24 protein-coding genes are annotated in these 24,268 nt (G+C 73.8%); 16 read left to right on the top strand and 8 right to left on the bottom strand.

Annotated features, from left to right (window positions below; all coding sequences use genetic code 11):
- Nucleotides 1-293 precede the first annotated feature (293 nt).
- A complete protein-coding gene (locus tag ACLJT4_RS01100; protein WP_411120550.1) occupies nucleotides 294-2,447 on the bottom strand; it encodes a prolyl oligopeptidase family serine peptidase in 2,154 nt (717 codons plus the stop codon).
- Nucleotides 2,448-2,680: 233 nt separating this feature from the next.
- Between ACLJT4_RS01100 and ACLJT4_RS01095 the strand changes: the two genes are divergently transcribed.
- The 9 genes from ACLJT4_RS01095 to ACLJT4_RS01055 all read left to right on the top strand — a co-directional run bounded on the left by ACLJT4_RS01095 (nucleotide 2,681) and on the right by ACLJT4_RS01055 (nucleotide 12,183).
- A complete protein-coding gene (locus tag ACLJT4_RS01095) occupies nucleotides 2,681-2,875 on the top strand; it encodes a hypothetical protein (protein ID WP_039633087.1) in 195 nt (64 codons plus the stop codon).
- Between the two features lie 119 nt (nucleotides 2,876-2,994).
- Nucleotides 2,995-3,987 carry an N-acetyl-1-D-myo-inositol-2-amino-2-deoxy-alpha-D-glucopyranoside deacetylase gene (gene mshB / locus ACLJT4_RS01090; RefSeq protein WP_411120549.1) on the top strand — a complete coding sequence of 331 codons (993 nt, stop codon included), beginning with the start codon at nucleotides 2,995-2,997 and terminating at the stop codon, nucleotides 3,985-3,987.
- A complete protein-coding gene (locus ACLJT4_RS01085) occupies nucleotides 3,984-4,520 on the top strand; it encodes a DUF6113 family protein (RefSeq protein ID WP_016572733.1) in 537 nt (178 codons plus the stop codon). Before mshB ends, ACLJT4_RS01085 begins: the two co-directional genes overlap by 4 nt.
- A gap of 464 nt (nucleotides 4,521-4,984) precedes the next feature.
- On the top strand, nucleotides 4,985-7,084 hold the full coding sequence (locus ACLJT4_RS01080; protein ID WP_411120548.1) for a hypothetical protein: 2,100 nt from the start codon (nucleotides 4,985-4,987) through the stop codon (nucleotides 7,082-7,084).
- A 175-nt stretch (nucleotides 7,085-7,259) separates the two neighbouring features.
- Nucleotides 7,260-8,219: an ABC transporter ATP-binding protein gene (locus ACLJT4_RS01075; RefSeq protein WP_411120547.1), complete on the top strand. Its 960-nt coding sequence runs from the start codon at nucleotides 7,260-7,262 to the stop codon at nucleotides 8,217-8,219.
- The gene (locus ACLJT4_RS01070) at nucleotides 8,216-8,953 is read left to right on the top strand and encodes an ABC transporter permease (protein ID WP_016572730.1); all 738 of its coding nucleotides are present in this window, start codon (nucleotides 8,216-8,218) and stop codon (nucleotides 8,951-8,953) included. Before ACLJT4_RS01075 ends, ACLJT4_RS01070 begins: the two co-directional genes overlap by 4 nt.
- Nucleotides 8,950-10,215, top strand: a complete 1,266-nt coding sequence (locus ACLJT4_RS01065; RefSeq protein ID WP_411120546.1) for a sensor histidine kinase — start codon at nucleotides 8,950-8,952, stop codon at nucleotides 10,213-10,215. Before ACLJT4_RS01070 ends, ACLJT4_RS01065 begins: the two co-directional genes overlap by 4 nt.
- A 98-nt stretch (nucleotides 10,216-10,313) precedes the next feature.
- Entirely contained in the window at nucleotides 10,314-10,919 is a 606-nt protein-coding gene (locus ACLJT4_RS01060) for a response regulator transcription factor (protein ID WP_233656900.1), read from the top strand.
- A 142-nt stretch (nucleotides 10,920-11,061) separates the two neighbouring features.
- Nucleotides 11,062-12,183: a PP2C family protein-serine/threonine phosphatase gene (locus ACLJT4_RS01055; RefSeq protein ID WP_411120545.1), complete on the top strand. Its 1,122-nt coding sequence runs from the start codon at nucleotides 11,062-11,064 to the stop codon at nucleotides 12,181-12,183.
- A 22-nt stretch (nucleotides 12,184-12,205) separates the two neighbouring features.
- Here ACLJT4_RS01055 and ACLJT4_RS01050 read toward each other — a convergent pair whose 3' ends face one another.
- The gene (locus ACLJT4_RS01050; RefSeq protein WP_411120544.1) at nucleotides 12,206-13,102 is read right to left on the bottom strand and encodes a transglutaminase family protein; all 897 of its coding nucleotides are present in this window, start codon (nucleotides 13,100-13,102) and stop codon (nucleotides 12,206-12,208) included.
- Between the two features lie 17 nt (nucleotides 13,103-13,119).
- Nucleotides 13,120-14,175, bottom strand: coding sequence for a GNAT family N-acetyltransferase (locus tag ACLJT4_RS01045; protein ID WP_411120543.1), 1,056 nt, complete (start codon nucleotides 14,173-14,175; stop codon nucleotides 13,120-13,122).
- A 142-nt stretch (nucleotides 14,176-14,317) separates the two neighbouring features.
- Between ACLJT4_RS01045 and fdxA the strand changes: the two genes are divergently transcribed.
- Entirely contained in the window at nucleotides 14,318-14,644 is a 327-nt protein-coding gene (gene fdxA / locus ACLJT4_RS01040; protein ID WP_233656896.1) for a ferredoxin, read from the top strand.
- A 193-nt stretch (nucleotides 14,645-14,837) separates the two neighbouring features.
- Complete coding sequence (dapC, locus tag ACLJT4_RS01035; protein WP_411120542.1) at nucleotides 14,838-15,965, top strand: succinyldiaminopimelate transaminase; 1,128 nt, start codon at nucleotides 14,838-14,840, stop codon at nucleotides 15,963-15,965.
- 84 nt (nucleotides 15,966-16,049) lie between these two features.
- On the opposite strand, the gene ACLJT4_RS01030 is transcribed toward dapC, so the two are convergent.
- Nucleotides 16,050-16,508 carry a hypothetical protein gene (locus ACLJT4_RS01030; RefSeq protein WP_016573352.1) on the bottom strand — a complete coding sequence of 153 codons (459 nt, stop codon included), beginning with the start codon at nucleotides 16,506-16,508 and terminating at the stop codon, nucleotides 16,050-16,052.
- A gap of 318 nt (nucleotides 16,509-16,826) precedes the next feature.
- Nucleotides 16,827-17,759, bottom strand: coding sequence for a heavy metal transporter (locus tag ACLJT4_RS01025; RefSeq protein WP_411120541.1), 933 nt, complete (start codon nucleotides 17,757-17,759; stop codon nucleotides 16,827-16,829).
- A 41-nt stretch (nucleotides 17,760-17,800) separates the two neighbouring features.
- Here ACLJT4_RS01025 and dapE point away from each other — a divergent pair, with 41 nt between their 5' ends.
- Both dapE and ACLJT4_RS01015 read left to right on the top strand, forming a co-directional pair.
- Nucleotides 17,801-18,889 (top strand): succinyl-diaminopimelate desuccinylase, encoded by a 1,089-nt coding sequence (gene dapE, locus ACLJT4_RS01020; protein ID WP_411120540.1) that lies wholly within the window; start codon nucleotides 17,801-17,803, stop codon nucleotides 18,887-18,889.
- A gap of 146 nt (nucleotides 18,890-19,035) precedes the next feature.
- Entirely contained in the window at nucleotides 19,036-19,788 is a 753-nt protein-coding gene (locus ACLJT4_RS01015) for a TIGR00730 family Rossman fold protein (protein WP_016573349.1), read from the top strand.
- A 176-nt stretch (nucleotides 19,789-19,964) separates the two neighbouring features.
- Here ACLJT4_RS01015 and folP read toward each other — a convergent pair whose 3' ends face one another.
- Entirely contained in the window at nucleotides 19,965-20,825 is an 861-nt protein-coding gene (gene folP / locus ACLJT4_RS01010) for a dihydropteroate synthase (protein WP_411120539.1), read from the bottom strand.
- 95 nt (nucleotides 20,826-20,920) lie between these two features.
- Between folP and ACLJT4_RS01005 the strand changes: the two genes are divergently transcribed.
- The gene (locus tag ACLJT4_RS01005) at nucleotides 20,921-21,364 is read left to right on the top strand and encodes a DivIVA domain-containing protein (protein ID WP_411120538.1); all 444 of its coding nucleotides are present in this window, start codon (nucleotides 20,921-20,923) and stop codon (nucleotides 21,362-21,364) included.
- Complete coding sequence (locus ACLJT4_RS01000; RefSeq protein ID WP_411120537.1) at nucleotides 21,361-21,966, top strand: DNA-3-methyladenine glycosylase I; 606 nt, start codon at nucleotides 21,361-21,363, stop codon at nucleotides 21,964-21,966. The genes ACLJT4_RS01005 and ACLJT4_RS01000 overlap by 4 nt, the downstream gene beginning before the upstream one ends.
- Before the next feature lie 82 nt (nucleotides 21,967-22,048).
- On the opposite strand, the gene ACLJT4_RS00995 is transcribed toward ACLJT4_RS01000, so the two are convergent.
- Nucleotides 22,049-22,849 (bottom strand): enoyl-CoA hydratase-related protein, encoded by an 801-nt coding sequence (locus ACLJT4_RS00995; protein ID WP_411120536.1) that lies wholly within the window; start codon nucleotides 22,847-22,849, stop codon nucleotides 22,049-22,051.
- Between the two features lie 323 nt (nucleotides 22,850-23,172).
- Here ACLJT4_RS00995 and ACLJT4_RS00990 point away from each other — a divergent pair, with 323 nt between their 5' ends.
- Nucleotides 23,173-23,340, top strand: coding sequence for a DUF3117 domain-containing protein (locus tag ACLJT4_RS00990; protein ID WP_003985072.1), 168 nt, complete (start codon nucleotides 23,173-23,175; stop codon nucleotides 23,338-23,340).
- Between the two features lie 162 nt (nucleotides 23,341-23,502).
- Here the strand turns inward: ACLJT4_RS00990 and ACLJT4_RS00985 are convergent, their stop codons facing one another.
- Entirely contained in the window at nucleotides 23,503-24,186 is a 684-nt protein-coding gene (locus ACLJT4_RS00985; protein ID WP_037633525.1) for an O-methyltransferase, read from the bottom strand.
- Nucleotides 24,187-24,268: the final 82 nt, after the last annotated feature.

Genomic DNA, 24,268 nt, shown 5'->3' with positions numbered 1-24,268 from the left:
AGGCGCGCGCGGTACCGCTGACGTGGTCGAGCGCGACGCGCGGCGATGGACGGCACGCGGGGTGCGGGCACGCCCGACGCCGTCCACGGAGGGCCCGCCGGAGCCGGTGGGCGCACCCGTGGACACTGTCCGCGGGAGGCGTCGCTTGAGCCGCCCGGGCGGCTCAAGCGGGTCCGCTGGATGGGACGTTGGCCGTCCTCACCGGACGTCTGCTTCCTGCGCGCCGCGGCCCGCCCGGTGGGCGCCGGACGCCCCCGCCGGTCCGTGGGCCGGCGGACGGCGCCCGGCGGATCTCAGCGAAGTCCCAGGGACCGCTTGAGGAAGTCCACCTGGAGCAGGAGCAGGTTCTCCGCCACCTGCTCCTGCGACGCCATGTGCGTCACCCCCGAGAGCGGCAGCACCTCGTGCGGCCGGCCCGCGGCCAGCAACGCCGAGGACAGCCGCAGGGAGTGCGCCACCACCACGTTGTCGTCGGCCAGTCCGTGCACGATCAGCATCGGGCGGTGCGGTTCCACCGCCTGGGACAGCCCCTCGTCCGTCACCAGGGAGTTGCTGGCGTAGACCGCCGGCTCCTCGTCGGGGTGGCCGAGGTACCGCTCCTGGTAATGGGTGTCGTACAGCCGCAGGTCGGTCACCGGCGCGCCCACCACCGCGGCGTGGAAGACGTCCGGCCGGCGCAGCGCGGCCATCCCCGCCAGGTACCCGCCGAACGACCACCCGCGGATCGCGACCCGCCCCAGGTCCAGGGGGAAGGAGTCGGCCAGCGCCTCCAGGGCGTGCACCTGGTCCTCCAACGCCACCGGCCCGAGCCGCCGGGAGACCGCCTTCTCCCACGCAGGGGAGCGGCCCGGGGTGCCCCGGCCGTCCGCCACCACCACCGCGAAGCCCTGATCGGCGAACCACTGGGACGTCAGGTACGCGTTGTGCGCGGCGACGACGCGTTGGCCGTGCGGACCGCCGTAGGGATCGAGCAGCACCGGCAGCGGACCGTCGCCCTCCGCGTAACCGGTCGGCAGCAGCACCGCGCACGGGATCCGGCGCTCGCCGGCGAGCACCAGCCGCGGTCGAGCGGTGAGACCCGGCGTCTCGGCGTGCGAACCGATGACCGCCAGCACCTTCTCGCCGCCGTCCGGATCCAGCCGCACCACTTCCGACCGGGCGCCCGGCCGCTCCAGCGACGCCTGCGTCAGGACCGTCAACGCCCCGCCGCGCACCGCCGAGGAGACGGTCGGGTGCGGCTGCTCGCCGACCCGCTCCCAGCCGCCCTGGTCGCCGCTGCCGCGGAACCACGCCCGGTACACCCCGATGTCGTGCACGTCCGCACCGCTGGCCGAGAACAACACGTCGTCCTCGCCGATGTCCAACACGGCCCGGACGTGCAGCGGCTGCCCGGTCAGCGGCCGGTCACCGACGAACAGCCGGCGGGCGCCGCCCTCGTCGGCGATCCGCACCAGCCGCCCGTCCGGCGTCCACGCCGGCGCGCCCGGGTACGGCTCGACCCACACCTCGTCCTGGTCCTCGTGCACCAGGGTGGTCGCCCCGGTCTGCGGATCGACCTTCAGATAGCGCTGGGCACGCTGGTCCCGGGTCTGGACCAGCAGGAGCGGCGGGCCGGCCGCCGACCAGTGGACGCGGGCCAGATAGGGGTAGCGCGCGGTGTCCCAGCGGACGTCCGTCCGGGAGCCGTCCAGACCGAAGAACGCCAGGGTGACGTCGGCGTTGGCGCTGCCGGCCACCGGGTACGGCACCTGTGCGGGCGCCCGGTCGGGGTGCGCCGGGTCGGCGATCCACCAGCGGGTCACCGGCGCGTCGTCGACCCGTGCGGCCAGCACCCGGTCGCTCTCCGGCGACCACCAGAAGCCCCGGTGGCGCCCCATCTCCTCGGCCGCGATGAACTCGGCCAGCCCCCAGGTGACGTCGGGCCCGTCCGGCTCCGCCAGCGCCCGGTCCGCGCCCGCGGTGCCGTCGCCGTCCGCCGCGACGACCCGCAGCGCGCCGTCGGCCACGTAGGCCACGTGCCGGCCGTCGGGGGCGGGGCGGGGGTCCACCACCGGACCCGCCACGGGGAGTTCGCGGGTGGTGCCGGCGCGCAGCTCCGAGACGAACAGCCGGCCCGACAGGGCGAAGGCGGCCAACTCCACGGCGGCGTCCACCGCGTAGCCGACGATGCCCGCCGACCCCTCCCGGCTGCGCTCGCGGCGCGCCCGCTCCTGCGGCGAGAGCTGCTCGTCCGCCCCGGCCAACAGCGCCTGCGGGTCGGCGGCGGCGAACTCCCTGCCGTCGTCGAGGTCCAGGACCCAGAGCTGGTGGCTGCGGTCGGTGCCGGTACGGGATCGGAGGAAGACGACGCGGGTGCCGTCGGGGGCGAGGGCGAAGTCGCGCGGGGTGCCGAGCGTGAAGCGCTGGGTGCGCGCGTAGTGCCGCGGGAAGGGCAGCTGTCCGGTCATGCCGCCGAGCCTACGGCGGCAGCGCCCGGCCGGCGCGTGGCTGTGGAAAACGGCGTGCGCCCCCACCGTGCTCCGGTGCACCGACTTATGCGCAAGGACGGAAAGTTATGATCCCTTGCGCGTAGGGGGTACGGGGTAAAGAGCCCTTGGCATACCCGGGTGCGTGGCGTCGATCCGTCGACTCACGTACCGTCAACTCTGTCCGGACCATGAGTACTTGGAGGTGAGCCGCCGTGGCACTCTCGATTTCGGCGGTGGTGCTGCTGGCGATCATCGTCTTCTTGCTGATCAGGAAGTCCGGGCTGAAGGCGGTGCATGCCTTTGTCTGTATGCTGCTGGGCTTCTATCTGGCCAGCTCGTCCATCGCCCCGACGATCAAGACCCTGACGACCAACGTCGCGGGGATGCTCGGCGGCATCAAGTTCTGAGCGTTCCGCCCCACCCCGGTCGGCCCGCGCCGCCCCGCCCCGCGCTCCCGCGGGGCGCCCCGGCCGACGGCCGGCGAGCGGCTGCGGAGGGCACGGTGGGCGGCTCGTAGGCTGTCTGCATGACGTCCCACCCTGTCCCGGCCCCCGCGGGCGGAGGTGCTGCGCGGCGCAGTGACCTCCCCACCCGCCGTCTCCTCCTGGTGCACGCGCACCCGGACGACGAGTCGATCAACAACGGCGCCACCATGGCGAAGTACGCGGCCGAAGGCGCGCTGGTCACCCTGGTGACCTGCACCCGCGGCGAGGAGGGCGAGGTCATCCCGCCCGCGCTCGCCCACCTCACACCGGACCGCGACGACGCCCTGGGCCCGCACCGCGTCCACGAGCTGGCCGCGGCGATGGCCGCCCTCGGGGTCGGTGACCACCGCTTCCTCGGCGGCCCCGGCCGCTACCGGGACTCCGGGATGATGGGCGCGCCGCAGAACGACCGACCGGACTGCTTCTGGCAGGCGCCGGTGGACGAGGCGGCGGCCCACCTGGTGGCCGTCATCCGCGAGGTCCGCCCCCAGGTCCTCGTCACCTATGACCCGAATGGCGGATACGGCCACCCCGACCACATCCAGGCCCACCGGGTCGCCGTACGGGCCGCGGAGCTGGCCGCACGGGCGGACTTCCGCCCGGACCTCGGCAGCGCGTATGCGATCGAAAAGATTTACTGGAACTGCAACCCCCGCTCGGAGGTCGAGGCGGGCCTCGCCGCGGTGCACGCGGCCGGTCACGGCTTCGCCGGGGTCGCCGCGGTGGACGACGTGCCGGGCGTGGTTCCGGACGACGCGGTCACCTCGACGATCGCCGGCCCGGGCGGGTACGCGGACGCGAAGGCCGCGGCGATGCGCGCACACGTGACGCAGGTCGTGGTCGACGGCGCGTTCTTCGCGCTCTCCAACGACCTCGGGCAGCCCCTGTTCGCCGCCGAGCACTACCGGCTGGTGCACGGGACGCCCGGCCCGGCCGGGGCGGGACGCGAGGACGATCTCTTCGCCGGCGTCGGGGAGTCGGCCACGTCGACGGGTGCGCAGCCGCGGACCCGCAGTGAGGAGGCGGCGGAATGACGACGTCCAAGGGTGGCGGGGCCACGGGCAAGGGCGGCGGCCGCAACGGCGGCGCCGATGCGGACGGCGGACGGCGGACGCGGGCGTCCGGCAGTGGCGCGGCCGCCCCGCGCGGCGGCACCCCCGCACCACCGACGCGCCATCCGGCGGCCGGTGCACCGCTGACGCCGGGCCGGGTGGGCCTGTACGTCCTGCTGTTGGTCGTGGCCGTTCTCGTCGCGTTCGCCGGCACGCTCCTCCAAGCGGCCTGGTTCCCGGGCGGGTTGCTGCTGGCCCTGGCCGGTCTCGTCGGCCTCTTCTACGGGGGCGCGCGGGCCACCGGCACGGCGGGCGGGGTGCTGGTGCCCGGCGCCGCTTGGCTGGTGACGGTGTTCCTGTTGCTCAGCGACGTGCGTCCGGAGGGCGATTTCCTGTTCGGGCCGGGGCTCGGCTCGTACGGCTTCCTGCTGGGCGGCATCGTGATCGCTGTGATCTGTGCCACCGGGAACCAACTGCGCGCTGCGGGCGTACCCCGGGGCCGAGTTGGCGGATGACGTGGTCCATACCGGGACGGATGCCGCGGGCTTCCGGGGGCCCGCCCGCGTTTGCGGAGCGGCCGCCGGCGGGGCGGTGTTCCGGCGCACCCAGAGTGTCGGCCGGCGGCGGCCAGTATGGTGGTGCGCGCCGCCGCGCCGCCCTGGGGGCACTTGCCGGCCTGAGGCCGGGGATCATCTCTGACGAGCGGCGGAGCCAACCGGGAGAACCTGCTTTGAGTCGTGAATCTGACAGTTCGTCCTCCGGCCCCCGGGGCCGCGGCGGAGCCGTGTACCCGTCGGGGACACCGCCCTACGGTTCGCCCAGGGGAGAAGCCGGCGAGGCGCCGGGAAGCGGAGCCGCGGACCGGCCGGAGGAACCCAAAACCGAGACCACGCTGACGACGCGGATCAAGATCAACATTCCGGGGTCCCGCCCCATCCCGCCGGTCGTCGTGCGCAAGCCCGTCGGTGAGGAGTCCGGCATGAACGCATCGGCTGCACCCGGCGGTTCCGCCGGCCCGTCCGGTTCCCGGGGGCCGTCCGGTCCCGCCTTCGGCGGTGAGAGGCCCGCCGAACGCACGGCGGAGACGCCGCGGCCGGAGGAGGCGGAGGAGGCACCCGCCGCCCCCAAGGAGAAGACGACCAGCGACTGGTTCTCGCCGCGCAAGCCGCAGGGCCAGACCGGTGGGAAGCCGTCGGCCGCCGACGCCGCCCCGGCACCGGGAACTCCCGGCGCGCCCGGCGGGGCGTCCGCGCCGCGCCTGGACCTCCCCTACTTCTCGGACGCGCCGACGGACTCCGGACCGGCCCCGCAGAGCGGCCGCGCGCCGGGCGTCTCGCCCTACGAGAGCGACCCCCTGGGCAGCGACCCCTTGGGCAGCGACCCGCTGGGCAGTGACCCCCTGAGGAGCGACCCGCTCGGCGGTGACCCCCTGGGCGGCAAGCCCTTCGGCGGCGACCCGCTCGGCGGCGACCCGTTGGGCGGCGGTCCCCTGGGCGGCGACCCGCTCGGTGGCGACCCGTTGGGCAGCGACCCCCTGGGCGGCTCCGCCCTCGGCGGCGACCCGTTGACCGGGCCCTCCCCGTTCGACGGCGGTCCCCGCGCTGCGGCGTCCCCGTTCGACGGCGGCCCGCGCGGCGGCTCGCCGTTCGACGCGCCGCCCCGGCCCGCCGGCGACCGCAACCCGTTCGACGCGCCGGCCGGCGGCACGGCCCCCAACGGCCCGACGTCCGGCCCGGCGCGCGGCGACTCGGCATTCGACCTCCCGCCCGGCTTCAGCGACCCCAGCGCCGGCAAGAGCGCCGCGGGCCGACTCAGCGACGACACCGCCGAGCTCACCCCGCAGCCGCCGGCGCCGTCCGCCGGCTCCGGTGGTGGCCCCGGCGTGACCGGCGGCATCGCGGGCGGCCTGGCCAACGGCGGCCCCAAGGGCCCGGCGGCCGGGACCGGCCCCAAGAGCGGCGGCCCGGGTGGCCGGCTGTCCGGCGACACCCTCGTCAGCGGCATCCCCAAGGTGCCGGGGAAGGACGGCCCGTCGGCCGCCACCCCGTTCGCCGGGGCGTCCGGCAGCGACGAGGACGGTGCCGCCGCCAAGCCGCGACCCAAGATCCCCGAGCCGATCAACCCGCCCAAGAAGGGCCGCAACAAGCTGGTGCTGATCGGCGTCGCGGTCGTCGTCCTGGCCGGTGTCGCCTACGGCGCCGGGCTGCTGCTCGACCACTCCGACGTTCCCAACAACACCACCGCCCTGGGGGTGGACATCGGCGGCAGCTCCAAGGATGACGCGGTCAAGAAGCTGGAGACCGCCCTCAAGGACCGCCGCTCCGCGCCGCTCAAGATCACTGTGGACGGCAAGTCCGAGACCCTGTTGCCGGCCCGGGCGGGCTTGGACGTCGACCTCCAGGCCACGGTCCGCAACGCGTCCGGTCGGGACTACAACCCGATCTCCGTCGTGGGCTCGCTCTTCGGCGTCAAGCGCACCGCCCAGCCCGCGGTGATCACCGACAAGGAGAAGCTGGCGATCGCGCTCCAGGGCGTGACCGGACCGGCCAACGCCGAGATGGACGGCGGGATCACGTTCGAGAACGGCAAGGCGGTGCCCCACTACGGCGCGCCCCACAAGGCGATCGACGTCGCCGCCTCCGAGGACAAGATCGCCGCGGCCTACCTCAACCGCGTCAGCACCGGCGGCGACACCCCCGTGGTCCTCGCCGCCACCACCCAGCAGCCCAAGGTCAGCAAGGCCGCGGTGGACAAGGCGCTCCAGCAGTTCGCCGAGCCGGCGATGTCCGGGCTGATCACGGTCCGGACGGACCCCGGGCACACGGTCTCCTTCAGCCCGCAGAAGTCCATCCCGAAGTTCCTGTCGTTCAAGATCATCAGCGGCGAGCTGGTGCCGTACTACGACCGGCCGGCGCTCAAGGAGCTCTACGGCAACACCTTCGACAACGTCATGGTGACCAAGGGCGACGGGACCAAGCACCCGGTCAGCGTCGAGGAGGTGGCCGGCGCGGTGGGCAAGGCACTGCTCGGCAAGACCCCCGCCGAGCGCGTGCAGACCATCGCGACCAACGGCAGCTGAGCCCCCCGCGGCGGCTGGTCCGGCCGCCGCAGGTTCAGCAGAAGCACAGGTCAGAGGCCCTCTCGGGCGAGTCCTCAGGGATTCCCCTAGGGGGCCTCACCCATGACATCTGTCATACCGCCTTGCGGACACCTGACACTGCCGCCCGGCCCGACGATCCGGCAGGCTGAACGACATGACGACGACAGCTACCACCCCAGCCACCACCGCGGCCGACGCGGGACGGGCACCGGTGGTCAGCTTCCAGGGGGTCAGCAAGAGTTACGGCGCGGTGCGCGCGGTGGCCGATCTGCACCTGGAGCTGCACCCCGGCGAGACCGTCGCTCTCCTCGGCCCCAACGGCGCCGGCAAGTCCTCCACCCTCGACCTGCTCCTCGGCCTGCGCACCCCCGACACCGGATCGGTCTCCCTGTTCGGCACCACCCCGCAGCGCGCCATCCAGCTGGGCAAGGTCGGCGCGATGCTCCAGAGCGGCGGCCTGATGGAGGGCGTCAAGGTCCGGGAGCTGGTCCGGCTCGCCCGCGACCTGCACCCGCACGGCTATCCGGTGGACCAGATCCTGGCCGCCGCCGGCATCACGGACATCGCCGACCGGGTGGTCGGCAAGCTCTCCGGCGGCCAGGAGCAGCGGGTGCGGTTCGCCCTGGCCACCGCTGGCGCCAACGACCTCATCGTGCTGGACGAGCCCACCACCGGCATGGACGTCTCCTCCCGGCAGACGTTCTGGGGCGCGATGCGCCGCCAGGCCGACGAGGGCCGCACGGTCCTCTTCGCCACGCACTATCTGGAAGAGGCCGACGAGATCGCCGACCGGGTGATCGTGCTGCACCGCGGCCGGGTGCTGGCCGACGGCACCTCCGCCGAGATCAAGGCCCGGGCCGGCGCCCGCCGGATCACCTTCGACCTGGAGGGGGCGGCCGACCGCGGCGCGCTGGAGGCGCTGCCGCACCTCACCTCCCTGACGGTGTCCCACGCCGGTTCCGGCAGCACCGTCCGCATCCAGTCCCAGGACGCGGACGCCACCGTGCACGCCCTCTACGGCCTCGGCCTCTACCTGCGCAACCTCGAAGTCTCCGGCCTCGGCCTGGAGCAGGCGTTCATCGCCATCACCACCGCCGAGGAGGCGGCCCGATGACCACCCTGATCAAGCTCGAAATCCTCCGCGCGCTGCGGAACAAGAAGTTCATGTTCTTCTCGGTGATCTACCCGCCGGCGCTGTACCTGATCATCGCCGGTGGCGCGGACAGCAAGCCGCTCCCCGGGACGGGTCTCAACATGGGGCTCTACTACATGGTCTCGATGGCCGCCTTCGGCGCCATGACCGCCGTCCTGCTGGGCAACAGCGAGCGCATCGCCAAGGAGCGCGAACAGGGCTGGGTGCGCCAGCTCCGGCTGACCGCGCTGCCCGGCCGCGGCTACGTCGCCGCCAAGATAGCCGCCGCGGCGACGGTCAGCCTGCCCTCGATCCTGCTGGTCATGATCGTTGCCGCCGCCGTCAAGGGCGTCCGCCTCGAAGCCTGGCAGTGGATCGCCATCGCCGTCGGCACCTGGCTCGGCAGCTTCGTCTTCGCCGCCCTGGGCGTCGCCATCGGCTACCTGGCCAGCGGCGACGCGGTCCGCCCGGTCTCCATGCTCTGCTTCTTCGCGCTGGCCTTCCTCGGCGGCCTGTGGATGCCGATGACGCTGCTGCCGCAGTGGGTGCAGAACGTCTCCGAGTGGCTGCCGACGCACGCCTACGCGGCCCTGGGCACCGCCGTCGAGGCCGGTGGCGCGCCGCACGTCAAGGACATGGCGATCCTGCTGGGCTACCTCGTCGTCTTCGTGGGTGGTGCAGCCTGGCTGTACCGCAAGGACACTCGGAAGGCATGAGACAGGTGCGGACGAAGAGCGCGGCCGACGACCGGAACCCGGTGCTGATCGGGCAGCGCCCGCGCAGCCGCCGCCAGGCCCTCGGCAAGTCGATGTGGGTCGGCGTCTGGCTGCTCTACCTCGCCGGTCCGGTGGCGGAGCTGACCAGCCACGCCTTCACCACCGCGCAGCGGGTCTGGGGCGCCGTCGGCCTCACGCTCTTCGTCCTCGCCTACCTCGTCCTGATCTTCCGCCACATGTGGCAGAAGCCGCCCGTCTCGCTGCGGTACGCCCCGCTGGGCGTGATGCTGGCGCTGTCCGTCGCCCTGACCTGGACGCTGGGCTACTCCTGGCTGGTGCTGTTCATCTTCACCAGCGTGGCCTCCGCGGTGGTGCTGCCCTGGCAGCGCTCCCGCTGGGCCATCCCGTTCATCACCGTGGTGCTGATAGCCATCGGCGCCCACTACCCCGAGATCCGCAACTACTACCTCTTCGCCTACGCGCTCCCCGCCCTCGGCAGCGGCTTCGTCATGATCGGCGTGCAGAACCTCGTCCGCACCAGCCAGGAGCTGCGCGTCGCGCGGGAGGAGGTCGCCCGCCTCGCCGCCAACGAGGAGCGGCTGCGGCTCGCCCGCGACCTGCACGACCTCCTGGGGCACTCGCTCTCCCTGATAACCCTCAAGAGCGAGCTGGCCGGGCGGATGCTGCCCGACCGCCCCGAGGACGCCGCCCGGCAGGTCGCGGACATCGAGCAGGTCAGCCGGCAGGCCCTGGTCGACGTCCGCGAGGCGGTCACGGGCTACCGCCGCCCCCGGCTGGCGGTGGAGCTGGCGGGCGCGCGCGCCGCACTGCGCACCGCCGACATCGCGCTGACCGTCGACCCGTCGCTGGAGGGCGAGTTCCACGGGCTGACCGCCGACACCGAGGGCGCCCTGGCCTGGGCGCTGCGCGAGGCGGTCACCAACGTCGTCCGGCACAGCGGCGCCCGCCGCTGCGACCTGCTGCTCACCGAGGAGCGGGAGGCCGACGACCGGCGCTACGTCTGCCTCGTGGTCACCGACGACGGCGAGGGCCCGCTCCGCGGCCAGCACGACGGCAACGGCCTCACCGGCCTGCGCGAGCGGCTGGCCCTCACCGACGGACACCTTCAGACCGGGCAGGCCACCGGGACCGGCGGATTCGCGCTGCGCGCCTACGTCCCCGCGACCACCCCGGCGGCCTCCCCGGACGACCGGAGCCCGGTGCCGGACACCTCTCCGGAGCCGGTGAACGGGCCGGCCTAGGCCCGGTCGACGCCTCCCGTCCGGTCGGGACCGCCCCCGGTCACCGCTCGCACCGGTTCCGGGCCGCCGCGGCCGTCCCAGGCCGTAAGCTGGCCCGCATGATCAGGTTGCTGCTGGCGGAGGACCAGTCCATGGTCCGGGAGGCGCTGGCGGCATTGCTGTCCCTGGAGGGCGACCTGGAGGTCGTCGCCCAGGCGGCGCGCGGCGACGAGGTCCTCGCGCAGGCGCGGGCCCACGACGTCGACGTCGCACTGCTGGACATCGAGATGCCGGGCCTGAGCGGCCTGGACGCCGCGGCCCGGCTGCGCGACGAACTGCCCGGCGTGAAGGTCGTCATCCTCACCACCTTCGGCCGCCCCGGCTACCTGCGCCGGGCGATGGAGGCCGGCGCGGACGCCTTCCTGGTCAAGGACGCCCCGGCGGCCCGGCTCGCGGACGCGGTGCGCCGGGTGCTGGACGGGGAGCGGGTCATCGACCCCGTGCTGGCGGCGGCCGCCCTGGCCGACGGCGCCAGCCCGCTGACCGACCGCGAGCGCGAGGTGCTGCACGCCGCCGCCGACGGCGCCACCAACGCCGAGATCGCCGCCGCGCTGCACCTCTCGCAGGGCACCGTCCGCAACTACCTCTCGCTCGCCATCCAGAAGACCGGCGCCCGCAACCGCGCCGAGGCGGTCCGCACGGCCCGCGACAAGGGCTGGCTCTGACCCTCCCGCCCCTCGCGTCCCGCCCTCCGTCCGGCCGCTGGCGGGCCCGCACCACCGGCACCGCTCCCGGGACCTTCGCCCGGGGCGGGTGGACCTTCGCCCCTGTGCGCGCCCGCGCAACGTCCCGCAGGCTTGAAGTGTCATGCCAGCCCAGCGCCCCGCAGAGGGCGGCCTCGTCGCCCCCGTGCTGCTGATCCTCGCCATCCTGGTCGTCGCGACCGTCGACGCCACGACCGGCCCTGAGCTGCACATCTCCGCGTTCATGGGGATCGCCCCGCTGGTCGCCGCGCTGCGCTGCTCGTACCCCCGCACGCTGCTGGTGGCCGTCGTCTACGTCGTCTCGCTCACCTACGTCGACCTGCTGACGGTGCCCGACTGGGCCCCGGCCAGTCGGGTCGTCGGCGTCTTCGGCGCGTTCCTGGTGGGCGTCTTCGCGCTGGTGCTGTGCCGTACCCGGCTCCAACGCGAGGCGCTGCACGCCCGCACCACCCTGGTCGCCGACACCGTGCAGCGGGCCATGCTGCGCGAGCTGCCGTTGCGGGCCGGACCGCTGGAGGCGTACGGCTTCTACGTGTCCGCGCAGGAGGGCGCCCGGGTCGGCGGCGACATCTACGAGGCCGTCAACACCCCGCACGGCCTGCGGCTGCTGATCGGCGACGTCCAGGGCAAGGGCATGCCGGCGATCGGCGCGGGCCTGGAGGTGCTCGCGTCGTTCCGCGAGGCGGCGCAGTACCAGGAGTCGCTGGAGGGGGTCGCCGGCCGGATGGAACAGGCCCTGACCCGCTACAACGCCCGCTCCGCCGAGGAGGGCACCGACGAGCGCTTCGTCACCGCACTGCTGGTGGAGGTCCGCGGCGCGGGCCGGGCCCGGCTGCTGTCCTGCGGGCACATCCCGTACTACCTGGTGCGCGACGGCGTCGTCCACGAGCGCTCCGACGGGGAGGGCGGGCTCCCGCTGGGGCTCGGCGGGCTCAGCAACGAGCCCCGCCGCAGCGTCCGCATCCAGCCCGAGCCCCACGACTGGGCGGTGCTGTGCACGGACGGCGTCACCGAGGCCCGCGGCGGCGACGGCCGCTTCTACCCGTTGGCCGAGCGGATCGCCGCCTGGATCGACCTGGAGCCCGCCGAACTGGCCCGCACCCTGCGCGCCGACCTGGAGCACTTCACCGGCGGCGACCTCAAGGACGACGCGACGCTGCTGGTGGTCCGCCGGGCCCCGGTGCACGACGCCGCGCCGGCACCGGCCCGGTCCGCGGCGGCCTGAGGGGGCGGGCCCCGCCGCCCGCTCAGTTCAGCCGGGCCCGGGCCGCCCCGGCCTCCCGGCGCAGCGCGGTCGCGGCGGCCGGCTGGACCGGCTCCAGCACCCGCGCGTACTCCTCCAACTCGGCCGCCCCGGCCAGGAACTCGCCCCGCTCGACCAGGAGCTGCGCCCGCTCGTGGCGCAGCCGCGCCGGATGGCTGGGCAGCAGCAACGACAGCTCCAGCGCCCACAACTGGACCGCACTGTGCTCCGGGCGGGCCTGGGCCCAGGCCCGGATGTTGTTGAGGATGCGCTGGACGACCTCCAACGGGCCGGCCGGCGCCAGCATCCCCGGCGAGAGCGCGGCACCGCTCGCCCCCGCGACGATCATCGCCGCGTCCTGGTCGGTGAGCAGCCGCCCGCCCCCGAAGGGGTCGGCCAGCACGTGCCGCCCGCGCGGATCGCCCAGGCCGATCACGAAGTGCCCCGGCAGCGCCACCCCGTACACCGGCGCCCCGGCCCGCCGGGCGACCTCCATCCAGACCACCGACAGCAGGATCGGCAGCCCGCGCCGCCGCCGCAGCACCTGGTGCAGCAGCGACGACTCCAGCCTGCGGTAGTCGGCGGGCGAGCCGCCGAAGCCCTCCCGGGCGCCGAGCAGCGCGGCGAGGTTGCGGGCCCAGACCTCCGGTCCGCTGCGGCCGGGGTGGCCCGCCGCGGACCCGGCCGGGGCGTAGGGCAGCAGGCCGGCGAGCCGGTCCAGTTCGATCTGTGCCGCGTCGATGCCGGCCTCGTCCAGGGCCGGGTCGGCCTCGGCGCCGATCAGCAGGCACAGCAGCGCGAGGTCCGGCCGTTCCTCGCGGGCCGCCGCCGCGAACTGCCGCCGTCGCTCCTCGCGCGCCGCGTCCCGCTCCGGCTCCCCGCGCTCCGCACGCTCACCCATGTCGAACGGACACCCCCTCAGGCGCCGACCCCGCCGCCCGCCGGGCCGCGTCGGTAGTGATAGCCGTGGTGTTCGACGAACCCCATCCCGTCGTACAGCGCCAGAGCGCCCGCGTTGTCCCTCTCTACCTGGAGGTACGCCGCTGAGGCACCCTCCGTCAGCGCCCGCTCGGCGAGGGCCGCCATCACCCGGGACGCCAGGCCCCGGCGCCGCAGGTCGGGCGCGGTCTCCACCGCGGCGAAGCCCGCCCAGCGCCCGTCGACGACCAGCCGCCCGATCGCCGCGGTGCCGCCGTCCGGCGTCGGCACCCGGGCGAACCACACCGAGGGGCCGCCGGTCAGCACCGCCCGCGCCTCGGGCGTGGGCGTGCCGGCCCGGTTGTAGAGGGTCAGCCAGTCGGCGTCCGGCTGCCGCGACAGCTGCACGTCCGCGGTGTCGGCGCCGGTGTCCGCGAGCGGTGCCAGGGCCGCGATCCGCACGGAGGTGTGCGCCTCGGCGGTCCAGCCGCGGGCGGCCAGCACCTCGTCCAGCCGCTCGTCGGTGTCGGCCCGGCCGGTGGCCACGGTCACCAGGGCGGGCAGCCCCCGGTCGGTGTACCACCGGGCGGTCCGGGCCAGTGCCTCGTCCAGGGGCAGACCGGGGTCGCCGAGCGGCAGCGCGGAGTTGGCCCGCCGGGTGAAGCCCACCCGCTTCCCGGCCGCCGCTCCGCCAGGAAGCTCCTGGACGGCCGCCCGCAGAGTCCACTCTCCGAGACGTTCCGTCTCGATGGCCGGCCAGCTGCGGGCCGCGACCGTCTGGAGCTCACGCACCGTGGCCGCCGGGACCTTCCTCCGGGCCGGTGCCGCCGGTACGACCTTGGCCGCCACCAGCGTGGATTCCTCGATCCGCACGCACTCGCCCTCGCGCCGTGTGATGCTCAACACACCGTCGTTCCATGATGTGAGAACCCCGACCGCGTCGGTGAAGGCCGGCCCCTCGCTCCCGGCCCCGGTCAAGCGCCGGACGGATACCCTTTTGCCCACGTCAGCATGGGTGATCCGGACCTCCGCGCGTCCGCCGGCGAGGAATTCCATCGCTCTGTAACCGCCCCTCTTGTTCGTCTCGTGCCCGGGAACGGAGATACTAGGTGGCGGGCATCGACGACGCCGCGCTCCCGCGCGCCCAGCGGCGGTACCGACGACCGGTCCGCCGGCCCTACTGAGGAGGAACGACAGCGTGACCTACGTCATCGCGCAGCCTTGTGTCGACGTCAAGGACAAGGCTTGCATCGAGGAGTGCCCCGTCGACTGCATCTACGAGGGCTCCCGGTCCTTGTACATCCACCCGGACGAATGCGTCGACTGTGGTGCCTGTGAGCCGGTCTGCCCGGTCGAGGCGATCTTCTACGAGGACGACACCCCGGAGGAGTGGAAGGACTACTACAAGGCCAACGTGGAGTTCTTCGACGAGCTCGGCTCCCCGGGTGGTGCCAGCAAGCTCGGCCTGATCGAGCGCGACCACCCGTTCGTCGCCGCACTGCCGCCGCAGAACCAGGACCACTGATCACCCCCCGGAGGGGCGGAAGGGAGCCGGCCCGCTCCCTCGCACCTCCGAGGCCGCCGGGGGTAGCCCCGGCGTGAGCTGGGGAAGGCCGCACGGCGCCGCCCGGTCCCGTACGGCCCACCCGCCGTACGGGACCGATGCGTTTTCGCACGCCGACGTCCCCCGCGCCACCCCGTACGAGAAAGAGAGCACCGTGGGCGCAGTCTCCTCCCGCCACCCGTCCGGCGCGTCCCTCCGCGACCGGCTGCCCGCCTTCCCCTGGGACCGCCTGGAGCCGTACAAGGCGACCGCCGCCGCGCACGCCGACGGCATCGTCGACCTGTCGGTCGGCACTCCGGTCGACCCGGTCCCCGCCCTGGTCCGGCAGGCGCTCACCGACGCGGCGGACAGCCCGGGCTATCCGACGGTGTGGGGCACCGCGGCACTGCGGGACGCGCTCACCGGCTGGGCCGCCGACCGCCTCGGCGCCCCCGACCTGGCGCACACCAACGTGCTGCCGGTCGTCGGCTCCAAGGAACTGGTCGCCTGGCTGCCGACCCAGCTGGGCCTGGGCGCCGGCGACACGGTGGCCTACCCGCGGCTCGCCTACCCCACCTACGAGGTCGGTGCCCGCCTGGCCGGCGCCGAACCGGTCGTCTACGACGAGCCGACCGAGCTCGACCCGACCGGCCTGAAGCTGCTCTGGCTCAACTCCCCGTCCAACCCCACCGGTCGGGTGCTCACCGTCGACGAGCTGCGCCGCACCGTCGCCTGGGCCCGCGAGCACGCCGTCCTGGTCGTCAGCGACGAGTGCTACCTCGAACTGGGCTGGGAGGCCGAGCCGGTCTCCGTGCTGCACCCGGACGTGTGCGGCGGCTCCTACGACGGCATCGTCGCCGTCCACTCGCTGTCCAAGCGCTCCAACCTCGCCGGCTACCGCTCCGCGTTCCTGCTGGGCGACGCCGCGGTCCTCGGCGAGCTGCTGCAGATCCGCAAGCACGGCGGAATGATGGTCGCCGCGCCGGTCCAGGCCGCCACCGTCGCGGCGCTGGGCGACACCGCGCACGTCGCCGAACAGCGCGACCGCTACGCCCGCCGGCGCGCCGCCCTGCGCACCGCCTTCGAGGCCGCGGGCTTCCGCATCGAGCACAGCGAGGCGTCGCTCTACCTCTGGGCGACCCGCGACGAACCCTGCTGGGACACCGTCCGCGACCTCGCCGAGCGCGGCATCCTGGTCGCCCCCGGCGACTTCTACGGCACCGCGGGGGAGCGGTTCGTGCGGATCGCCTTCACCGCCACCGACGAGCGGGTGGCCGCCGCGGTGCGCCGCCTGGCCGCATGAGTCACTGATCCGACCGACGCGCGCGGGGGCCCGGGGGAGAGCAGTTCCCCGGGCCCCCGCGTCGTCGCGCGGCGTCTCGGCGCGTCAGCGGCCGATCGGCATCCCGCCGATCAGGCCGTGCACCGGCGTCTGCGCCCCCTGGGGCGCACCGACCAGCTTCTTGACGGCGTCGGCGGCCAGCGAGTTGGTGGAGATGCCCTTCCTCGCCACCGGACGGGCCATGCCCTCCGCCTTGCGGGCGGTCTCCTGGGTGAACGGCGCGGCCTCCTCGACGACCGGGGCGAGGGTGCGCACCAGTGCGGGCGCGAGGGTCTCGGCGGCCTCCTTGCCGGTCGCGTTGACCAGGCCGACGCCGGTCCGGGCGGTGCTGTCCAGGGCCTTGCTGGTGTTCGCGGAGTCCAGGGTGGTCAGCCCGCCCAGTTCGCTGCCCGACGGAGGCAGGTTCACGGCGCTCGCGGATCCGGCCGCAGCGACCACGGGAGCGGCGCCTGCTGCGACCAGCAGGGCGGCTCGGGCGATCCGACGCGTAACGGGGAGGGACATGATGCTCCTTTTACGGAGAAGGACTCGTACTTCTGACAGATGTGCCATGTCCGCCGGGCGGACGGACGCCCTGATTACCGCGTCAGGAGTCCGAAGGTTGCGGTGAACTCCGGTAAAGAATTGGCAACGCGTCACATAATCTGCCCGGATAAAGATGAGCAATGTGCGCGCGCCCCGAAGTCGTACGGAAACGTCACAGACCTTTAAACGCACGGGAATTGGCCGAGGATACGGTCGCAACCAGGTGAAATACCGGTCCGGTAAAGGGGGTTGCGGCTCCGGGCGGTCAAGTCGGCCGGCGCGTCAGAGGGAAACGCGCTACTGCGCGGTGACGATCCGCACCGCGTCCGCCGCGCCCCCGGCGCCCGCCGGGCCCTGCCAGCCCTTGTCCGAGTCGGCCGCCGTCCACGTCCGCCCGGCGTAGGTGATCCGGTCGATGTGCAGGTCGGCGGCGTGCGCCAGGGCCCAGTTCGCCAACTGCCAGCCGCGCTGCGCGGCGTCGTCGGTCGCCGTCGCGTACGCGTCGGGCCGCACCGGCACGGTCAGGTCGCGGCCCGCCGCCGGCGCCCGCCCGCCGCTGCCCCCGGTCCGCGGCACCACCCCGGAGCCGAACTCCCGCACCAGCTGCTCCCGCACCTTCGCCGCGCCGTCCGGCCCGGCGCCGTCCACCGGGTGGCTCACCGTGCAGCTCAACACGTCCCCGCTCCGGCCGGTCAACGCCCCCGTGAGCAGTGCGGCGTTCGCCTCGTGCTTCGCGTACGCCTGCGGATAGCCACTGCGTTGCACCTTCTGTGCGGCAACGGTCAAAGGCAGTCGCGAATAGCCGGGAACTTTCACCAGATGGCGGTAGAACTCCCCGGACGCATAGACGGGATCCATGATCTCTTTCACGGTTCCCCAGTCCTGCGAAGGACGCTGCTGGAAAAGCCCCACCGAATCCCGGTCGCCGAAATTGATGTTGCGCAGTCCGGATTCCTGCATGGCGGTTGCCAGTGCGATCGTCACCGCCCGCTCCGGAAGCCCGCGCGAGGCCGCCACCGCGGAAATCGTCGCGGCGTTCGCGGCCTGTTCGGGACTGAGCTCGTACGGATCCCCGTCGCCCTGGACCCGCACCGTGCAGCGCGGTGCCCCGGGGCCGCTGGTGACGTACTGCACCAAGAGGTACGCGATCACTCCGAGGAGGACGGCGACCGCCGCGGCGGTGCGCCACCGACGGGCACGGCGGGCCGGGGAAACGGGCTGGGCGGACACGCAGCACAACGTACCCGAGGGCTGCCGATAGGGTCGGTCCCATGGAGCGCTCCACTCACCCCCGCCTTGACCTGTCGCTGGACGCCGCCGCACTGACCGCGCAGCTCGTCGACTTCCCGTCCGAGAGCGGCAACGAGAAGGACCTCGCCGACGCCGTCGAGGACGCCCTGCGTGCCCTGCCGCACCTGACCGTCGACCGGTACGGCAACAACGTCGTCGCCCGCACGCACCTGGGCCGCACGGAGCGGGTGGTGCTCGCCGGACACCTCGACACCGTGCCGATCGCGGACAACGTCCCCTCCCGGCTCGACGAGGACGGCGTCCTGTGGGGCTGCGGCACCTGCGACATGAAGTCGGGGGTCGCCGTCCAGCTCCGGATGGCCGCCACCGTCCCCGCCCCCAACCGCGACCTGACCTTCGTCTTCTACGACAACGAAGAGGTCGCCGCGCACCTCAACGGCCTCGGCCGGGTCGCCGACGCCCACCCCGACTGGCTCGCGGGCGACTTCGCCGTCCTCCTGGAGCCCTCCGACGGCCAGGTGGAGGGCGGCTGCCAGGGCACCCTCCGGGTCCTGCTGCGCACCAGCGGGGAGCGCGCGCACTCCGCGCGCAGTTGGATGGGCGCCAACGCCATCCACGCCGCCGCCCCTCTCCTGGCGACGCTCGCCGCCTACGAGCCGCGCCGCCCGGTGATCGACGGCCTGGAGTACCGCGAGGGACTCAACGCGGTCCGCATCGAGGGCGGCGTGGCCGGCAACGTCGTCCCGGACGCCTGCACCGTCACCGTCAACTTCCGCTACGCACCGGACCGCACCCCCGAAGAGGCGGTGGCCCACGTCCGCGAGGTCTTCGCGGACTGCCCCGTGGACGAGTTCGTCATCGACGACCACTCCCCGGGGGCGTTGCCCGGGCTGTCCCACCCGGCCGCCCAGGCGTTCATGACGGCCGTCGGCGGCAGCGCGAAGCCCAAGTTCGGCTGGACCGACGTCTCCCGCTTCAGCGCCCTCGGCGTCCCGGCCGTCAACTACGGACCCGGTGAGGCGCTGCTCGCCCACAAGAAGGACGAGCGGGTCGCGATCGACCGCATCGCGCACTGCGAGGAGCGGCTGCGCGCCTGGCTGACCGCCTGAGGACGCGCGGTGCCAGGTCAGCGGGGCCGTCCGGGACCGGACAGCCCCGCTGGCGACCGCCCGGAGACCCGCCGAATTCCCCTCCGCGCCACACCGGCGGATCTACGCTGAAGTGGCAAACGATCTGTCAGCGGAGGGAGCACGTCATGGCCAACCCCGAGGGTGCGTACAGCCCTGAGGAGCAGCGGCTGGGCCCCGTACTGCGCCGGCACGACCAGGTGCAGACGGGTACGACGACGGACCAGCGGCTGCTGGACTCCGAAGGTCCCTCCGAGTGGGTGCACACCGATCCCTGGCGCGTGATGCGCATCCAGTCGGAGTTCGTCGAGGGCTTCGGCGCGCTGGCCGAGCTGGGCCCGGCCGTCAGCGTCTTCGGTTCGGCCCGCACCCCGCGCGGCACGGCGGAGTACGACGCCGGGGTGCGGATCGGCGCGGCGCTGGTGAAGGCCGGCTTCTCGGTGATCACCGGCGGTGGCCCGGGCGCCATGGAGGCGGCCAACAAGGGCGCCTTCGAGGCCGGCGGCACCTCCGTCGGGCTCGGCATCGAGCTGCCCTTCGAGCAGGGCATGAACGCGTACGTCAACCTCGGGGTCGACTTCCGCTACTTCTTCGTCCGGAAGACGTGTTTTGTGAAGTACGCACGCGGGTTCGTCGTCCTCCCCGGCGGACTCGGCACCCTCGACGAGCTCTTCGAGGCGCTGACCCTCGTCCAGACCCGCAAGGTCACCCGCTTCCCGATCGTGCTCTTCGGCTCGGACTACTGGAGCGGGCTGGTCTCCTGGCTGCGCGAGACCGTGATCGCCCAGGGCAAGGCGTCGCCGCACGACCTGGAGCTGTTCCACCTCAGCGACGACGTGGACGAGGCGATCGCGCTGGTGACAAAGGAGGTCGGGATCTAGTCCCGGGCAGTCGGGGTCTGGTCCCGGTCGGCCGTGATCCGGCGCCCCGGTCCGCCGCGGAGAGGGGAACACCGCCCGCGCCCGCGCCGTTGTGGCCCGCAGGGGGCGCGGGCGACCCCTAGGGGATCCGTTCCCACGCCCCCGAGGGGGGTTCCCCGCCGCCGGCGGGAACGGCGCTACGCCAGGCCGCGGCGGGCGACCGCCGGCGGCCGGTGGCCGGCGATCGAGGCCACCATGTCCAGCACCTGACGGGTCTCGGCGACCTCGTGGACGCGGTAGACCTGGGCACCGAGCCAGGCGGAGACCGCGGTGGTCGCCAGGGTGCCCAGCACCCGCTCCTTGACCGGCTTGTCGAGCGTCTCGCCGACGAAGTCCTTGTTGGACAGCGAGACCAGCACCGGCCAGCCGGTCTCCGCCATCTCGCCGAGCCGTCGGGTCGCCTCCAGGCTGTGCCGGGTGTTCTTCCCGAAGTCGTGCCCCGGGTCGATCAGGATGCCGTCCCGGCGCACGCCCAACGCCGCGGCCCGCTCGGCCAGTCCGAGCGTGACCCGCAGGACGTCGGCCATCACGTCGTCGTACGCCACCCGGTGCGGCCGGGTGCGCGGCTCGGCGCCGCCCGCGTGGGTGCACACCAGGCCCACGTCGAACCGCGCGGCGACCTCCGCGAGGCGCGGATCGACGCCGCCCCAGGCGTCGTTGAGCAGGTCCGCACCGGCCTCGCAGACCGCCTCGGCGACCTCGTGCCGCCAGGTGTCCACGCTGATCACCACGTCGGGGTGGCGGCGCCGCACCTCGGCCACGAACCCCACCGTGCGGCGGGCCTCCTCGGCGGCGTCCACCTCCTCGCCCGGACCGGCCTTGACGCCACCGACGTCGATGATCGCGGCCCCGTCGGCGATCGCCTGCTCCACGCGGTGCAGGGCGGGTTCGTCGCGGAACGTCGCGCCCTGGTCGTAGAAGGAGTCCGGCGTCCGGTTGACGATCGCCATGATCACCGGTTCATGCGCTCCGAACTCGCGTTTTCCCAGCCGCAGCATTCCCTTGACTCCCTCTCCATGGTCCGGGGGCGACCCTAACTGTCAGACCCGCATGGCACGATCGGTGCAGGCACTTGAAGTCCGGGGAGATGGTCGTGTTCTGGTTCATGCTGATCGCGATGGTCGTGGTGGTGGCCGCGGTCACGCTGGTCGTCGTCGGCGGAGGTGACGCCGGCGGAGAGGGCGGCGGGCTGCGCGACGCCGAGCCTGCGGCGCTCCACGACCCGTTGCCCCAGGACCGCCCGCTGGCCCGGGCCGACGTGGAGGCCGTCCGGCTGCCGGTGGCCGTCCGCGGATACCGCATGGACGACGTCGACGACGTGCTGGACCGCCTCGGCGCCGAGCTGGCCGAGCGGGACGCCCGGATCGCCGAGCTGGAGGCGGCCCTGGCCGGTGCCAACGCCTCGGCGATGGGCGGCGCCGGACTGGTGGCGGACCTTCCGCCCGGGTCCGGACCGGCCGGGGAGCCCGGACGCCCGGAGGCGACCGAGCACGAGGACGGCGAGGCGCCGTCGGGAGAAGGGGAGGACCGGGCATGACCGGAGTGGTGACGGCCCCCGACGGGGTCCCGCGCTGCCCGTGGGGCATGGAGTCGGAGCGGATGGCGGACTACCGCGCCTACCACGACACCGAATGGGGCCGGCCGGTCCACGGCGACGACGCGCTCTTCGAGCGGATGAGCCTGGAGGCGTTCCAGTCCGGGCTGTCCTGGATCACCATCCTGCGGCGCCGCGAGGGCTTCCGCGCCGCGTTCGCGGGCTTCCGGATCGCCGAGGTGGCGCGGTTCACCGACGAGGACGCCGGGCGGCTGCTCGCCGACCCGGGCATCATCCGCAACCGCGCCAAGATCACCGCGACGATCGCCAACGCCAAGGTCGCCGCCGCGCTGGCCCCCGGCGAGCTCGACACCCTGATCTGGTCCTACGCGCCGACCCGGGCCGGCCGCCCGGTGCCGCGCAGCACCGGCGACGTGCAGCCGGTCACCGAGGAGTCCACCGCCCTCGCCAAGGACCTCAAGAAGCGCGGCTTCCGGTTCGTCGGCCCCACCACCGCTTACGCCATGATGCAGGCGTGCGGCCTGGTCAACGACCACCTCGCGGACTGCCACGTCCGTGCGGCGGTGGACGCGGCGGTCGGCTGACGTCCCGGCTGCCGCCAGGAGGTGCCGCAGCCGGGCCCGTCGCCCGTCAAGAGCGCCGGGTCCGGCGCCGCCGTCCGCCCGGTCACCGTCCTTCGAAGACCGGCTTCTCCTTGTTGACGAACGCGGCCACGGCGCGGTGGTGGTCGCCCGAGGCCCCGGCCCGGACCTGGAGCTCGTCCTCCTTTTCGAGGGTCTCGACGAGCCCGTGCCCGGCGCCGAAGGCCAGCGACTCCTTGATCGCGGCGTAGGCGGCGGTCGGGCCCTCGGCCAGCCGGCGGGCCACCGCGGCGGCCGTGTCGGCGAGTTCGTCGGCCGGGACGACCTGGTTGGCGATGCCCAGGTCGTGGGCCTCCGAGGCTCCGATCGAGCGCGGGAAGAGCAGCAGGTCGGCGGCCCGGCCGTGGCCGATCAGCCGCGGCAGCGTCCAGGACACCCCGGAGTCCGCGGTCAGCGCGACGCCCGCGAACGAGGTGTTGAAGGAGGCGGTGTCGGCGACCACCCGGTAGTCGGCGGCCAGCGCGAAGCCCGCGCCGGCACCCGCGGCGACCCCGTTGACGCCGGCCACCACCGGCTTGGGCATCCCGGCCAGCGCCGTGACGATGGGGTTGTAGTGCTCCCGCACGGTGTTCATGGTGCGCCCGGCGCCGGTCTCCCGGTCCTCGGCCAGCAGGGCGATGTGTTCCTTGAGGTCCTGCCCGACGCAGAAGGCGCGCCCGGTGGCGGTGAGCAGCACGGCGCGCACGGCGGGGTCGGCGGCGGCCTCCTTCAGGACGTCCCGGAGCGCGACCTTCGCCTCCGTGTTCATCGCGTTCATCGCGTCGGGGCGGTTGAGCGTGATCGTCGCGAGTCCGTCGGTCACGTCGTAGAGCACGGTGTCGGCCATAGTGGAGTCCCCTCCGTCGCGGCTCTGGGCTGCCCGGCAGCGGCAGTCAGCGCTCAGGATGCCGGAGATCATCCGCCGTCGACATGTGACGTACGTCAAACAATGTGGGGGTGCCGGGTGGCGGAGAGTGGCGAAGTATCGCAGCCCGCTCCCCGAATTGGGTGGGTTTGCGGGAGCGCGTTGCCAAAGGGATGCCCCCTGATGTTGGTCATCGGGTCGTTCGATGCGGGATAATGGCCTGGAAGCAATGTGTTCGACGCCGGTGACACGCGCCTATCAAGGCCGCCGGCTGAGATGAGCTGGTTTCAGGAAGGGGAACGAGCATGGCGGCCATGAAGCCGCGGACGGGCGACGGCCCGCTCGAGGTGACCAAGGAGGGGCGGGGCATCGTCATGCGCGTTCCGCTCGAAGGCGGCGGTCGACTCGTCGTCGAGCTGACCCCCGACGAGGCCAAGGCCCTGGGTGAGGCCCTGGAGAAGGTCACCGTCTGACGAGGGCGGAGAATCCGCTGCGGTTTTCGGGGAATTCCACCCCGCTACCTCCAGCCGAATACCCCGGCCCCGGCACGCGGCACGCCACCACACGGCGCGCCGCGTGCCGGGGTCGTTTCGTACCCCCGCGCGCTCGTCCGGGCCGGGCCCGCGGCGGCCGGGTCAGGCGCGCTTGACGGCGCAGAGCAGCCCGTCGCCGACCGGCAGCAGGGCCGGCGCCAGCGAACGGCTCTCCCGGATGGCCCGCAGCAGTTCGCGGACCCGCAGTACCTCGTCGGGCTGCTCCGCGGAGTCCACCGTCCGGCCGTCCGCGAAGACGCCCTGGAAGCAGACCAGGCCGCCGGGGCGCAGCAGCCGCAACGATTCGGCGAGGTACTCCAGGTACTCCAGGAGGTCGCCGTCGCAGAAGACGAGGTCGTAGCCGCCGTCCGCCAGGCGCGGCAGCACGTCCAGGGCGCGGCCCGGGATGAAGCGGGCGCGGTTGCCGGCGAAGCCCGCGGCGCGGAACGCCTGCTTGGCGAAGGCCTGCCGTTCGGGTTCGAGGTCCACGGTGGTCAGCACGCCGTCCGGGCGCATGCCGTGCAGGAGGTAGATGCCCGACACCCCCGTGCCGGTGCCGATCTCGGCGACGGCCTTGGCGTCCGCGGTGGCGGCGAGCAGCCGCAGCGCCGCGCCGGTGCCGGCGGTCACCGTGCGCACGCCCACCTCGCGGGCGCGGTCGCGGCACCAGAGCAGGGCGGTGTGGGCGGCGTCGTCGATGGTCCCGGCGCCGTACGCCTCGGCGAATGCCAAGCTCGTCTGCCGGTTGCCGGTAATGGCCCTCTCCTGTCCCCGTAGTTGACGCAACCGTGACTGTATCCGCTGCGCGCGGGAACCCGCAGATGGGACCGGGCGTTAGAAGGGGGCAGGGGGAGAGACGGGGGGACGC

Origin of the sequence: Streptomyces sp. x-19, assembly GCF_046549115.1 — a bacterium.
Taxonomy (GTDB): Bacteria; Actinomycetota; Actinomycetes; order Streptomycetales; family Streptomycetaceae; genus Streptomyces; species Streptomyces albulus_C.
This window is presented reverse-complemented; position numbering and strand designations above follow the sequence as displayed.